This window comes from Streptococcus sp. 29892, from assembly GCF_032594935.1.
GTDB classification, from domain to species: Bacteria; Bacillota; Bacilli; order Lactobacillales; family Streptococcaceae; genus Streptococcus; species Streptococcus hyiners.
Window position 1 is genome coordinate 2,041,749 of the sequence record NZ_CP118734.1, and the last position, 13,965, is coordinate 2,055,713.

Here is a 13,965-nt window from a genome sequence, read left to right on the forward strand (position 1 = left end):
GTACCTTCCATTATATCATTTTTCTGTGATATAATATTCTGTAACGAGGTGACTTATGAAATTTAAATTATTTGATGACTACATCACATTACAAGCATTACTAAAAACAACTGGTATTCTACACTCAGGAGGGGCCATTAAAGGTTTCCTTGAAGAAAATACCATCCTTTTTAACGAAGAAGACGAAAAAAGACGAGGTAAAAAAATCCGCATCGGTGATATTATCACGCTACCTGACCACAACATTAGTATCACAATCATTGCACCTAGTACAGAAGAAATACAGCAATACCAAGAAGAACAAGCTGAAAAAGAACGTGTGGCTGCAATCGTTAAAAAGTTAAATCAAGAAAATAAAAAGAATAAGAAACAGGTAAAAACTCCTAAAAAAGTAACTAAAAATACTGAAAGAAAACCTGTTCGTTTCCCTGGTATGTAAAAATGTGGCTTGAAACATTAGCATTACGGCACTTTCGCAATTACAGGCAACAAGATATCGAGTTCAACAAGGGGCTTAATGTCTTTTTGGGTGAGAATGCTCAAGGTAAAACCAATATTTTAGAAGCTATCTATTTTTTAGCCTTGACACGCAGCCACCGTACCCGAACAGACAAGGATTTACTACAATTTCAAGAAAAGGAATTGACCATATCCGGTTTACTCCATCGGAAAAATGGTAAAGTTCCACTTGACATACAGTTGACAGAAAAGGGACGGATAACCAAGGTCAACCACCTTAAACAAGCCAAGCTTTCCAACTATATTGGCCACATGAATGTTGTTCTCTTCGCCCCTGAAGATTTACAGCTGATTAAAGGTGCCCCTGCTTTGAGAAGAAAGTTCATTGATGTCGAATTGGGTCAAATCAAGCCCCTCTATCTTGCTGACCTATCGAATTATAACCACGTTTTAAAACAAAGAAATACTTACCTCAAATCTACAGATAAGATTGATGAGAACTTCCTATCCGTGTTAGATCAGCAACTTGCTGAATATGGTAGTCGTGTTATCCAACATCGTATTGACTTTCTAGGGAAATTAGAGGAATTCGGAAATAGAAAAGTTCAAGATATTTCAGATAAGAAAGAGGAACTAACTATCGAATATCAATCCTCTATAAACTTTACAAACACTGACAACTTGATTGACATATTCTTGACAGAACTAGAAAAGTCTCGTAAACGTGATTTGTTTAAGAAAAATACAGGAGTTGGCCCACACCGAGATGATGTAGCTTTCTTTATAAATGGTATGAATGCCCATTATGGTAGCCAGGGACAACATCGTAGTCTTGTTTTGTCGCTCAAACTTGCTGAAATCGAACTGATGAAGGAAATCACTAGAGAATACCCAATTCTACTTTTAGACGATGTTATGAGTGAGCTAGATAACAATCGACAAATCAAACTACTAGAAACCATTACAGATACTATTCAAACCTTTATCACTACAACATCTTTGGACCATTTACACAAGCTACCAGATAGTTTAAAAATCTTTCATATCCAGTCTGGCACTATCGTTGAAAGCAAGTAACTGATTTTATAGTCAGTTACTTTTTTATTACTTCGTAAACTGGCTTTCCCTAGCTCCAATTGTAGTTGCAGCTCTTCACATAGAACTAAAAAATTACAAATTTGTCAACTATGTTTACAAAATAGTAAAGACCCTGTCAATCAGGGTCTTATTCTTATTGTACTGAATAGTTTGGAGCTTCATTTGTGATTTGAACATCGTGTGGATGGCTTTCTTTCAAACCAGCACCCGACATTTCGATAAATTGAGCATTTTCATGTAACTCAGTCAAATTACCGGCACCTACATAGCCCATACCTGAGCGAAGTCCGCCAACCATTTGGAAAATCATATCTGCAACAGAACCTTTATAGGCTACACGACCTTCAATTCCTTCTGGAACCAACTTGTTAGCTTCATTGACAGATGCTTGGAAATAACGGTCTTTTGAACCTTGTTTCATGGCTGCAATAGAGCCCATACCACGATAGGTCTTGAACTTACGACCTTGGAAGATTTCTGTTTCACCGGGTGCCTCATCCGTTCCAGCGAACATAGAGCCAAGCATGACAGCATGACCACCAGCTGCAAGAGCCTTGACAATGTCACCTGAATACTTGATACCACCATCAGCAATGATGGTTTTACCATATTCACGAGCAACACCTGCCGCATCGTAAATAGCTGTCACTTGAGGAACCCCTACACCTGCGATGACACGTGTTGTACAGATGGAACCTGGACCAATACCAACTTTAACGACATCAACCCCTGCTTCATAAAGGGCACGTGCACCTTCAGCTGTGGCAATGTTGCCGGCAATCAAGGTACGAGTTGGGAAGTGTTCGCGGATTTCTTTGATCTTACGCAAAACACCAGCTGAATGACCATGAGCTGTATCGATGACAATCGCATCTGCACCTGCTTCAAAGAGAGCTTCAGCACGTTCAAAGGTATCAGAAGTAACGCCCACAGCACCTGCAACCAAAAGACGACCAAATTCGTCCTTGGCAGCATTTGGGAACTCAATCACTTTTTCAATATCTTTGATGGTAATCAAACCTGACAAACGACCATTTTCATCAATCAGTGGCAATTTTTCAATACGGTGTTTGTGAAGAATAGCTTCAGCAGTCGCAAGATCTGTTCCAACTGGCGCTGTTACCAAGCCGTCACTGGTCATATTGGTAGAAATTGGTTGTGAGTAGTCTGAGATAAAGCGCATATCGCGGTTGGTGATAATCCCAACTAACTTACGGTTTTCCATCGTTTCTACGATTGGCACACCAGAGATACGGTAGGTCCCCATGAGTTTCTCAGCTTCAGCAATGGTATGCTCTGGAGTTAAGAAAAATGGATCAATAATGACACCATTTTCAGAACGTTTTACCTTACGAACTTCTTCAGCCTGCTCTGTAATAGACATATTCTTATGGATAACTCCCAAACCACCTGCACGCGCCATAGCAATGGCCATTTTGCTATCCGTTACGGTATCCATAGCCGCAGAAATAATCGGAAGATTTAAAGTCAAGTTAGGTGCTAATTGTGTTTTTAAATCAATATCATGTGGCAATACATGACTTTCAGCCGGAATGAGTAATACATCATCAAAGGTAAAGCCTTTTTTCAAAAATTTAGTGTCCCAGTTTGACATTTTCTTCCTCTTTTCTTTTTTTGTTACTAGCTATCGCTATGATTATTTTATTTATGATAACATTTTGAAATCATTTGTCAAATATTATTCGCTTTAAAATAAGTAATAATAAAAATTCAGAAAATTCTTTACCACTTTCTTTTAGAAAATCGAACGTTTGTTTTTTACTTTATTATAAAACAAATGAAAAAAGCAACGTTTTTTAGACATTGCTCTTTTATTGTTAACCTTATTTAAAATAGTTAATTCCCATAGCATCCTTGACTTGATCCAGAGTTGTTGCTGCGACCTGACGAGCCTTGCGACTTCCTTCTTCCAACATAGCATACACTTGACCCATATCTTGTGCAAACTCCAAGCGACGCTCACGGATTGGACCTAGCTCCCGTTCCAAAATGTCCAAAAGATAGCGTTTGGTCTTGACATCACCCAAGCCACCACGCTGGTAGTGTTCCTTCATAGCCTCAATCTCAGCCTTGTCTTCTTCACGTCCGAAAACATCAAGATAATGGAAAACCATGTTTCCTTCAATCTGACCTGGATCTTCTACACGGATATGGTTTGGGTCTGTGTACATGGACATGACTTTCTTTTTAAGTGTATCCATGTCATCTGCCAAGTAAATCCCATTTCCAAGCGACTTAGACATCTTAGCATTTCCATCCAAACCTGGCAAGCGACCTGCTGCCTCATTTTCAGGATAAATCCCTTCCGGTTCCACTAAAATATCGGTTTGGTAAGCATGGTTGAAACTACGAACGATTTCGCGGGTCTGCTCAATCATGGGTTTCTGGTCATTTCCAACAGGGACAAAGTTTGCCTTGAAGGCTGTGATATCCGCAGCTTGTGAAACTGGATAAACCAAGAAACCTGCTGGAATTCCTTCGCCAAATCCCTTCTGAGCAATCTCGGTTTTAACAGTCGGATTGCGTTCTAAACGAGCAACAGATACCAAGTTCATGTAGTACATTGTCAATTCTGCTAATTCAGGAATTTGACTTTGAATGAAAATAGTTGTCTTAGCTGGATCTAGACCTGCCGCTAGGTAATCAAGGGCCACATTTCCAACGGACTCTACAATTTTCTGCGGGTCTTTGGCATGATCTGTCAACGCTTGCTGGTCAGCTAAAAATACAAAAAGCTCGTGCTGTCCAGCATTTTGCAGTAGAACACGATTTTTCAAAGAGCCTACATAGTGGCCGATATGGAGTTTACCTGTTGGACGATCTCCTGTCAAAATAATTGGTTTGGTCATCAGTTCACCTCATCTGATAAAGTTCATAGAAAAAGCCCCACACAGAAAAAACTGTGCAAGGGCGTCTTGGACACGGTGCCACCTTACTTAAGAGCAACTGCTCCTATCTTAATGCACATAAGGCCTGCTAGCCGAATCCTTATTGGTTCGAATTCCTTGTAAAATCAGTCCATTCACTAATCACCATTACCTGTTCACAGCAACCACAAGCTCTCTAAAAATGGAAGATTACCTACTCTTCTGATTGAATACCATTATACCTCTTAAAAATTAGAAAGTCAATACTTCCAAGCCTTGACGATAAGCTAGATTTTAGGGATAATATAAATTGCATTCTATGAAATCAAAGAAGGAGAAATAATGAAAGAACGGATTAAAGATTTTGCTTATGTGACCCTTGGTTCCATCGTTATGGCTATCGGTTTTAACAGTCTATTTTTAGAAAATAATATCGTTTCTGGGGGAGTAGGAGGACTAGCCATCGCTCTCAATGCCTTGCTAGGCTGGAACCCTGCCGAGTTTGTCCTCTATTGCAATATTCCCTTACTCATTATTTGTTGGATTTTTCTAGGGAAATCTGTCTTTGTCAAAACCGTTTACGGCTCCTTAATTTATCCATTTTGCATCAAGTTGACAGCTGGTTTACCAAACTTGACAGATAATCCTTTACTTGCTGCTATTTTTGGTGGGATTATCCTTGGATTTGGACTGGGACTTGTCTTTCGTGGAAACTCATCTACCGGTGGTACCGGTATCCTTATTCAATTGATTCATAAATACACTCCCCTATCACTAGGAGTAACAATGGCTATTATCGATGGCATTATCGTTGGACTTGGTTTCATCGCTTTTGATCCAGATACTGTCATGCATTCGATTATTGCCCTCATGACTATTACTTACATTGTCAACCGTATGATGTCTGGAAGTCAATCCTCACGGAATGTCATGATTATTTCCCATAAATCTAGCCAAATCAAAGACTACATCACAAAGGTGGCAGATCGTGGTGTAACAGAGTTTCCTGTTGTCGGAGGATTTACAGGTGTTGACAAGCGTATGTTGATGACTACCATCTCTATTCCAGAGATGCAAAAATTGGAAACAGCTATACTAGAAATCGATGAAGCTGCTTTTATGGTTGTTATGCCTGCCAGTCAAGTTCGTGGACGTGGTTTTAGCTTACAAAAAGACCATAAACATTACGATGAAGATATTTTAATTCCAATGTAATTCATTGAAAATTCAAGTTCTTTCTAGTACAATTAAACTAATAGACAGAAATAGAGGAGAAACTATGCTTACAGTATCTGATGTGTCGCTTCGCTTTAGCGACCGCAAATTATTTGATGATGTCAATATTAAATTTACAGCTGGAAACACCTACGGTTTAATTGGTGCCAACGGTGCTGGTAAATCTACATTCTTGAAAATCCTTGCAGGTGACATTGAGCCTTCAACAGGCCATATCTCCCTTGGACCAGACGAACGCCTTTCTGTGCTACGTCAGAACCATTTCGACTATGAAGATGAGCGCGTGATTGACGTCGTTATCATGGGGAATGAACAACTTTACAGCATTATGAAAGAAAAAGATGCCATCTACATGAAAGAAGATTTTTCTGATGAAGATGGTGTCCGTGCTGCTGAATTAGAAGGTGAATTTGCTGAACTTGGTGGCTGGGAAGCAGAAAGTGAAGCTTCACAATTGCTCCAAAACCTTAATATATCAGAAGATCTCCACTACCAAAACATGAGCGAATTGACCAATGGTGAGAAGGTCAAAGTTCTCTTGGCCAAGGCCCTCTTTGGTAAACCTGATGTGCTTCTCTTGGACGAGCCGACCAACGGTTTGGATATTCAATCCATCAACTGGTTGGAAGATTTCCTGATTGACTTTGAAAATACAGTTATCGTCGTATCCCACGACCGCCACTTCCTAAACAAAGTATGTACCCACATGGCCGACCTTGACTTCGGTAAAATCAAGATTTTCGTTGGTAACTACGACTTCTGGAAACAATCCAGTGAATTGGCAGCTCGTTTGCAAGCAGACCGTAACGCAAAAGCAGAAGAAAAAATCAAGGAATTACAAGAATTCGTTGCCCGCTTCTCTGCCAATGCTTCAAAGTCTAAACAAGCAACCTCTCGTAAAAAGATGTTGGATAAAATTGAGTTGGAAGAAATTATCCCTTCTAGCCGTAAATACCCATTTATCAACTTCAAATCTGAACGTGAAATCGGTAATGACCTCCTAACCGTTGAAAACTTGAAAGTTGTCATCGACGGTGAAACCATTTTGGATAATATCAGCTTTATCCTACGTCCAGGTGATAAGACGGCCCTCATTGGCCAAAACGACATCCAAACAACTGCTCTGATTCGTGCCTTGATGGGTGATATCGAGTATGAAGGTACTGTCAAGTGGGGTGTCACTACCAGTCAATCTTACCTACCAAAAGACAACAGCCGTGATTTTGACACCAACGAATCCATCCTAGACTGGCTCCGTCAATTTGCTAGCAAGGAAGAAGATGATAATACCTTCTTGCGTGGTTTCTTGGGCCGTATGCTCTTCTCTGGCGATGAAGTGAACAAACCTGTCAATGTCTTGTCAGGGGGCGAAAAGGTGCGCGTGATGTTATCTAAACTTATGCTCCTCAAATCCAATGTCTTGGTATTGGATGACCCGACCAACCACCTAGACTTGGAATCTATTTCCAGTCTAAACGATGGTTTGAAAGCCTTCAAAGAGTCCATCATCTTTGCTAGCCATGACCATGAATTTATTCAAACTTTAGCAAACCACATCATTGTTATCTCTAAAAATGGCGTGATTGACCGCATTGACGAAACCTACGACGAATTCTTGGAAAATGCTGAAGTACAAGCAAAAGTACAAGAACTTTGGAAAGCATAATAAAAAGGCGATTTACTCGCCTTTTCTTTTAAATCTATGAAAAAAATATTTACAAAAAAATCTATCTATTACCTCCTATCTTTTTTGATTCCTCTAGGAATTATTTCCCTTGTCCTAGCTTTTCAAGGTATTTGGTGGGGAAGTGATACAACCATTTTGGCTAGCGATGGCTTCCATCAATATGTCATTTTTAATCAAACCTTACGCAATACTTTACACGGTGATGGTTCTCTTTTTTATACCTTTACAAGTGGATTAGGCTTGAATTTCTATGCCTTATCTTCTTACTATCTAGGTTCCTTTCTATCACCTATTGTATTCTTCTTTGATTTACAATCCATGCCAGATGCCCTCTATCTTGTCACTGTTGTCAAGTTTGGATTGATAGGTTTGTCAACCTATTTTAGCTTGAAAGGGATACATAAAAAACTTGAACCTTCCTGGGCACTTCTTCTTTCCACTTCCTACTCATTGATGAGCTTTTCTACCAGTCAATTAGAAATCAATAGCTGGCTAGATGTCTTCATCCTCATTCCTATTATCCTTCTAGGTTTGCATCGATTGATAGAAGGAAAAAATCAAGTCATTTACTATATAGCCTTGACTTGCTTGTTTGTTCAAAACTACTACTTTGGCTATATGGCTGCCATTTTTCTAGCACTGTGGGCACTTGTTCAATTATCTTGGTTGGAAAAAAACAGGATAAAAATATTTATAAACTTTACAGTTGTGTCAATTTTATCAGCACTAACTAGTATGTTTATGCTACTTCCTACCTATCTAGATTTGAAAACGCACGGTGAAACCTTTACAAAGATTGTCAATCTAAAAACGGAAGACTCCTGGTATTTGGATTTCTTTGCAAAGAATTTAGTCGGTAGTTTTGACACAACAAAATTTGGTTCCATTCCCATGATTTATGTAGGGTTATTGCCACTTTTATTGACTATCCTATTTTTTACTTTGAAAGACATAAGATGGCAGGTTAAGTTGTCCTATGGATTGTTGCTAATAACCATCTTAGCCAGTTTCTATTTACAGCCTCTCAATCTATTCTGGCAGGGAATGCATGCTCCTAACATGTTTCTTTATCGTTATGCATGGGTCTTATCAACCATCCTTATTTACCTAGCTGCAGAAACAATTATACGATTAAAGCAAGTTTCTATTAAAAGCCTCTATGGAAGCATCTCGGTTATATTACTAGGTTTTCTACTAACTTATCTATTTAAGCAGAACTATGAATTCTTACAAGATGTAAACTTTCTATTGACAGTTGAATTTCTAATTCTTTACATTGTCCTATTTTGGCTCCTTTTGCATCGAAAGCTATCTGCTAAATGGATTGCTACTATTTTTCTATTCTTTGGATTATTTGAAATCGGTATCCATACTCACTATCAAGTACAGGGATTATCTGAGGAATGGCATTTTCCAAGTCGTTCAAACTATGAAGAAAAATTGACAGATATTGACAAGCTTGTCAAGTCAGCAAAGTCTGATAATACTGCTTTCTATAGGACTGAAAGATTGTTACCTCAAACAGGCAATGATAGTATGAAGTACAACTACAATGGTATTTCTCAATTCTCTTCTATTCGCAATAGAGCTTCTAGCTCTGTCCTTGATAAATTAGGTTTTCGTTCAGATGGGACCAATCTTAACCTCCGCTATCAAAATAATACCATCATTGCTGATAGTCTATTTGGCATAAAATACAATCTAGCAACTCTTGATCCAAATAAATTTGGTTTTTCACTTTATCAAAGTAGTGATAAAATGAACTTGTATGAAAATAGTTTTAATCAAGGTCTGGCTATTCTCACCAATCAAGTTTACAAGGATGTAAAGTTTACAAACCTCACACTTGATAATCAAACAAATTTCCTCAATCAGCTATCTGGTGTAAACCATAAATATTACTACAGCATTCCAATCACTTCATCTCAATATGCGACTGAATTAGGAAATCGTATCACTGTTAATAAAGCAAATGAGGAAACGAGTGCTAAAGTTAGTTATACATTAACAGTGCCTGCAAATAGTCAAGTCTATCTTAATTTACCAAAAATAACGTTTTCAAATGAGAACCATAAGAAAGTTGTCATCTCTGTCAACAATCAGTCAACTGAGTTTACATTAGATAATGCTTTTTCGTTCTTTAATGTTGGTGATTTCCCTGAAGAACAGGTAGTAAAGGTTGACATTCACTTTCCTGAAAATAATCAAGTTTCCTTCGATAAACCTCAATTCTACCGTCTAGATCTAATCGCATTCCAAGATGCTGTATCTATTCTAAAAGAAAAAAATAGTGTTACAAAAACTGAAGGAAACACGGTCACTATTGACTTTGAAACAGAAAATGAAGCTTCTCTTCTTTTAACCCTACCCTACGATAAAGGATGGTCTGCAACAATTGATGGGGAACCAGTAAGTATTCAAAAAGCACAAAGTGGTTTTATGAAAGTTGATGTCAAGCCTGGGCAATCACAAGTAATTCTTACCTTTACACCTCAAGGTTTTTACTTAGGTTTAATAATCTCATTCTCCGCCCTTGGCCTGTTTATTAGCTACCAAATCTTTCGAAATAAGTACAATAAAAACCTCCCAGTATAGATAGATTACTGAGAGGTTTTCATTTACTATAAATTTTTTAAAAAAATAAAACCTTGATTTCTCAAAGTTTCCTAGTCTTTATTTACTCCGCCAACAGGGCTCGAACCTGTGACATCATGATTAACAGTCATGCGCTCTACCGACTGAGCTATGGCGGAAAGAATAGTCCGTACGGGATTCGAACCCGTGTTACCGCCGTGAAAAGGCGGTGTCTTAACCCCTTGACCAACGGACCATTTTTTCAGAACAATAACTAGTATAATACACCGATAATTTTTTGTCAATAGTTTTTTAAAAATTTTTGCACTATTGACAGAGTTAATCGTTTAATGTACAATTAAATAGTTAGGGTTCCATAGCTCAGCTGGATAGAGCATTCGCCTTCTAAGCGAACGGTCGCAGGTTCGAATCCTGCTGGAATCATCTTGGCCTATCGTGAGATAGGTCTTTTTTCTTGCCATAATTGATAGTTGATATAGAGGACTGGTAGGAGAATGCCGATTAAAGCATATTCTTTAAACTGAAATGATAGCTGCGTTGCACTTATAACACCAAGCATAAAACCAATAATCGTAAGTAAAATATTTCTTCCTGTCTTTTTCAGCTCTGCATCCTGTTCAATCATGCCTTTAAACCATAGATAGGCTGCATTCTTTACATTTCCAGTCATCATGACATTGGCATAGGGAGCACCTCTCAACCTTCTAAAGGTTTCTACCTGAATAGAGGCTACAAAAGCCAAACTAGCTATGGTGAAAGAAGCAGGCATAAGAGGAGATAAAAAAATTGTCAAAAGAATGCAAATTAGCATAATCAAGCTACTACCAAAGTGCCAGGACCAAGATTGTTTTTCAAAATACCTTCTAGCTAAGTAAGTGAAAAATTGACCAAATACAAAAAATAGAATTGGAATACAAAAGTTTGCTACCTGAACAAAATCCCCCTTGGCCATATAGTAGGCAAGAGAAATCACATTGCCAGATTGTACACCAGCAAAACGACCACCTTGGGTCACGTAGGTAAAGGCATTGAGATAACCACTAATAAAGGTCAAGCAACAAGCTACCCGCAAGCCTTCAAAAACACGATAATCTTTCTGCTTCATTCTAACTCCTTGTTTCACGTGAAACTATTTATGGTAGGGACTGCCTTGTTGAATCATAAAGGCGCGATAAATTTGCTCGATAAGAACCAATTTCATTAGTTGGTGAGGGAGGGTCAATTGTCCAAAACTCATCAGTAAATTGGCTCTTTTTTTCACTTGTGGATCCAATCCAAGACTTCCACCGATAATAAAAGTAATATCAGAATAGCCACTCACTGTAATGTCAGCTAGTTTCTTGCTAAATTCTTCAGAGGGAAACTGCTTTCCTTCAATGGCCAGAGCGATGACATAATCTCTTTCACCAATTTTAGCCATAATTCGCTCAGCTTCCTTTTTCAATATCTGCTCATTTTCTGCCTGACTAGCCTTATCTGGCGTCTTCTCGTCAGCCAGTTCAATCAGTTCCAACTTTGTAAAACGACCTAAACGTTTACTATATTCAGCAATACCATCTTTAAGGTATTTTTCTTTCAATTTTCCAACGGTTATCAATTTTATTTTCATAAAAATATTGTAACATATCCACAGGTTTCTGCTAGTAGATAATCCGAAAAAATCTCAAAATTTCAAAGCAAATTCACATTATTCACATAGTTATCCACAGGTTGTGGATTGATTTTTGAAAACTTTAAGCTATAATTAAGAAAGCAAGAGTAATCTTAAGGAAAATGTAAGAAAGGAAAAGGATCCTCTATATGAAAAAATATTTGAAATTCGCTATTCTATTTGTAGTTGGTTTTGTGGGCGGATTAGCTGGTGCATTGACAGCCCCCCTATTTCAACCTCAAGTCCAGCAAGCTAGCTCAGCTATTACTAGCGTCAGCAATGTCCAATATGATAATGAAACATCGACAACCAAAGCTGTCGAAAAAGTACAGAACGCTGTGGTTTCCGTGATTAACTATCAAACTGCAGCAAGTAATAGCCTGAGCGCTATTTTTGGAAATATTGCCAGTTCCGACGAATTAGCAGTAGCTGGTGAGGGATCTGGGGTTATATATAAGAAAGATGGTAATAATGCCTATATCGTAACCAATACCCACGTAATCAATAATGCTGAAAAAATTGATATCCTTCTAGCTTCTGGAGAGAAAGTAGCTGGGGAATTAGTGGGTGCTGACACCTACTCTGACATAGCTGTTATCAAAATCACTGCAGACAAGGTGACAGCAGTAGCTGAATTTGCGGACTCAGACACCATTAAGGTTGGTGAAACAGCTATTGCAATCGGTAGTCCTCTAGGGAGTGTTTACGCAAATACCGTCACACAGGGGATTATCTCCAGCCTCAGTCGTACTGTCACCTCTCAGTCTGAAGATGGGCAAACCATTTCAACCAATGCTATTCAAACAGATACAGCTATTAACCCAGGTAACTCTGGTGGACCACTCATCAATATTCAAGGTCAAGTGATCGGAATTACTTCTAGCAAAATTTCCTCCAGTTCTTTGACTAGTTCTGGTGTTACAGTTGAAGGTATGGGATTTGCAATTCCTTCCAACGATGCGGTGGCCATTATCAATCAACTGGAAACAGATGGTAAGGTCAGTCGACCTGCTCTGGGTGTTCACATGGTTAACTTGACAGATTTGTCAACTAGTCAACTTGAAAAAGCAGGACTTTCCAACACTGAATTAACATCTGGTGTTATCGTTGTTTCTACACAAGCAGGCCTACCAGCAGATGGAAAATTTGAAACCTATGATGTTATTACTGAAATTGACGGGGATGTCATCGAAAATAAAAGTGATCTACAGAGTGCGCTTTATAAGCACCAAATTGGAGATAGCATAAGCATCACCTATTATAGAAACAATAAGAAAGAAACTGTTGACATCAAGTTGACACACTCTACCGAACAACTTCAATAATAGTAGTATCTAAACTAGACTTTACATGATTGTAAAGTCTGTTTTTTTTTGCTAAAATGAACATTATGGAAGAACTACGTACTATCAATATTTCAGATATTCAGCCAAATCCTTACCAACCAAGAATACATTTTGACCAAAATAAGCTAGAAGAATTAGCTCAGTCTATAAAAGAAAACGGATTGATCCAACCAATCATTGTAAGAAAGTCGTCCATTATTGGTTATGAACTATTAGCAGGTGAGAGAAGATGGAGAGCTAGTCAATTAGCTGGATTAACAGCAATTCCCGCTATCGTCAAAGAATTGAGTGATGATGATTTGCTCTATCAGGCAATCATTGAAAATTTACAGCGTTCAGATTTAAATCCTATCGAAGAAGCAACATCCTATCAAAAACTACTCAGCAAGGGATTGAAGCATGATGAAATTGCTCAAATCATGGGAAAATCAAGACCTTATATCAGTAACTTACTACGTTTATTAAATCTTTCTAAAGAAACACAGCAAGCAATAAAAGAAGGAAAAATTTCGCAAGGCCACGCGCGTCAGTTAGTTGCATTTTCAGAAGTAAAGCAAGCTACTTGGGTTCAGGAAATCATCGAAAAAGATCTAAGTGTGCGGGCTCTTGAAAAAATTCTATCCAAGAAGAAAAAAATAAAGACACAACCAAAAAATCAATTTCTCAAGGAGCAAGAAGACTTACTGACCAGACTACTGGGAACCTCTACAAAAATTCTTCAGAAAAAAAATGGCAATGGAGAAATTCGAATCAGCTTTAATAGCCTTGAAGAATTTGAGCGAATTATCAACAATTTAAAATAAGCCTGTTTATAGAATATTTTCATAAACACTTTTTTCCACAATTAAAAAGACAAAGAAAGCTAGAATCAACAAAGGTTCTAGCTTTTATTCACATCCTGTGGAAAACTTTTATGAACATTGTGGATTTTGAAAATTATCTGTGGAAAACTTTTGCTTTTTATGGTACACTATTCTAGCCAATAGAAAATGAGAGGAGGAAAAT

At 38.1% G+C, this 13,965-nt stretch carries 11 protein-coding genes, 3 tRNA genes and 1 other annotated feature; of the genes, 8 read left to right on the forward strand and 6 right to left on the reverse strand.

Annotated elements, in window-relative coordinates:
* Positions 1-55: 55 nt before the first annotated feature.
* Together PW220_RS10250 and recF are read left to right on the forward strand one after the other, a co-directional pair.
* Complete coding sequence (locus tag PW220_RS10250; protein WP_248055855.1) at positions 56-439, forward strand: RNA-binding S4 domain-containing protein; 384 nt, start codon at positions 56-58, stop codon at positions 437-439.
* 2 nt (positions 440-441) lie between these two features.
* Positions 442-1,536, forward strand: coding sequence for a DNA replication/repair protein RecF (gene recF, locus PW220_RS10255; RefSeq protein ID WP_248055857.1), 1,095 nt, complete (start codon positions 442-444; stop codon positions 1,534-1,536).
* A 154-nt stretch (positions 1,537-1,690) separates the two neighbouring features.
* Here recF and guaB read toward each other — a convergent pair whose 3' ends face one another.
* Both guaB and trpS read right to left on the reverse strand, forming a co-directional pair.
* Complete coding sequence (guaB, locus tag PW220_RS10260; protein ID WP_099809805.1) at positions 1,691-3,172, reverse strand: IMP dehydrogenase; 1,482 nt, start codon at positions 3,170-3,172, stop codon at positions 1,691-1,693.
* A gap of 229 nt (positions 3,173-3,401) precedes the next feature.
* Positions 3,402-4,427, reverse strand: a complete 1,026-nt coding sequence (trpS, locus tag PW220_RS10265; protein WP_248055859.1) for a tryptophan--tRNA ligase — start codon at positions 4,425-4,427, stop codon at positions 3,402-3,404.
* 54 nt (positions 4,428-4,481) lie between these two features.
* Positions 4,482-4,685: a binding site (T-box leader), on the reverse strand.
* Between the two features lie 102 nt (positions 4,686-4,787).
* On the opposite strand from trpS, the gene PW220_RS10270 reads away from it, so the two are divergent.
* From PW220_RS10270 to PW220_RS10280, 3 genes are all read left to right on the forward strand, one after another.
* Positions 4,788-5,660, forward strand: coding sequence for a YitT family protein (locus PW220_RS10270; protein ID WP_248055860.1), 873 nt, complete (start codon positions 4,788-4,790; stop codon positions 5,658-5,660).
* A gap of 64 nt (positions 5,661-5,724) precedes the next feature.
* Complete coding sequence (locus PW220_RS10275; protein WP_105124987.1) at positions 5,725-7,347, forward strand: ABC-F family ATP-binding cassette domain-containing protein; 1,623 nt, start codon at positions 5,725-5,727, stop codon at positions 7,345-7,347.
* Between the two features lie 36 nt (positions 7,348-7,383).
* Positions 7,384-9,963 (forward strand): YfhO family protein, encoded by a 2,580-nt coding sequence (locus PW220_RS10280; RefSeq protein WP_248055861.1) that lies wholly within the window; start codon positions 7,384-7,386, stop codon positions 9,961-9,963.
* A gap of 85 nt (positions 9,964-10,048) precedes the next feature.
* On the opposite strand, the gene PW220_RS10285 is transcribed toward PW220_RS10280, so the two are convergent.
* Together PW220_RS10285 and PW220_RS10290 are read right to left on the reverse strand one after the other, a co-directional pair.
* A tRNA-Asn gene (locus PW220_RS10285) sits at positions 10,049-10,121 on the reverse strand.
* Positions 10,122-10,126: 5 nt separating this feature from the next.
* Positions 10,127-10,198, reverse strand: a tRNA-Glu gene (locus tag PW220_RS10290).
* A 114-nt stretch (positions 10,199-10,312) separates the two neighbouring features.
* On the opposite strand from PW220_RS10290, the gene PW220_RS10295 reads away from it, so the two are divergent.
* A tRNA-Arg gene (locus PW220_RS10295) sits at positions 10,313-10,386 on the forward strand.
* Between the two features lie 7 nt (positions 10,387-10,393).
* Here PW220_RS10295 and PW220_RS10300 read toward each other — a convergent pair.
* Both PW220_RS10300 and rlmH read right to left on the reverse strand, forming a co-directional pair.
* Positions 10,394-11,068 (reverse strand): YoaK family protein, encoded by a 675-nt coding sequence (locus PW220_RS10300; RefSeq protein ID WP_105118494.1) that lies wholly within the window; start codon positions 11,066-11,068, stop codon positions 10,394-10,396.
* Positions 11,069-11,092: 24 nt separating this feature from the next.
* Positions 11,093-11,572, reverse strand: a complete 480-nt coding sequence (gene rlmH, locus PW220_RS10305) for a 23S rRNA (pseudouridine(1915)-N(3))-methyltransferase RlmH (RefSeq protein WP_105118495.1) — start codon at positions 11,570-11,572, stop codon at positions 11,093-11,095.
* Between the two features lie 191 nt (positions 11,573-11,763).
* Here rlmH and PW220_RS10310 point away from each other — a divergent pair, with 191 nt between their 5' ends.
* Positions 11,764-12,939 (forward strand): S1C family serine protease, encoded by a 1,176-nt coding sequence (locus PW220_RS10310; RefSeq protein WP_248055862.1) that lies wholly within the window; start codon positions 11,764-11,766, stop codon positions 12,937-12,939.
* Between the two features lie 65 nt (positions 12,940-13,004).
* On the forward strand, positions 13,005-13,763 hold the full coding sequence (locus tag PW220_RS10315) for a ParB/RepB/Spo0J family partition protein (protein WP_105118497.1): 759 nt from the start codon (positions 13,005-13,007) through the stop codon (positions 13,761-13,763).
* The last annotated feature ends 202 nt before the right edge of the window (positions 13,764-13,965 follow it).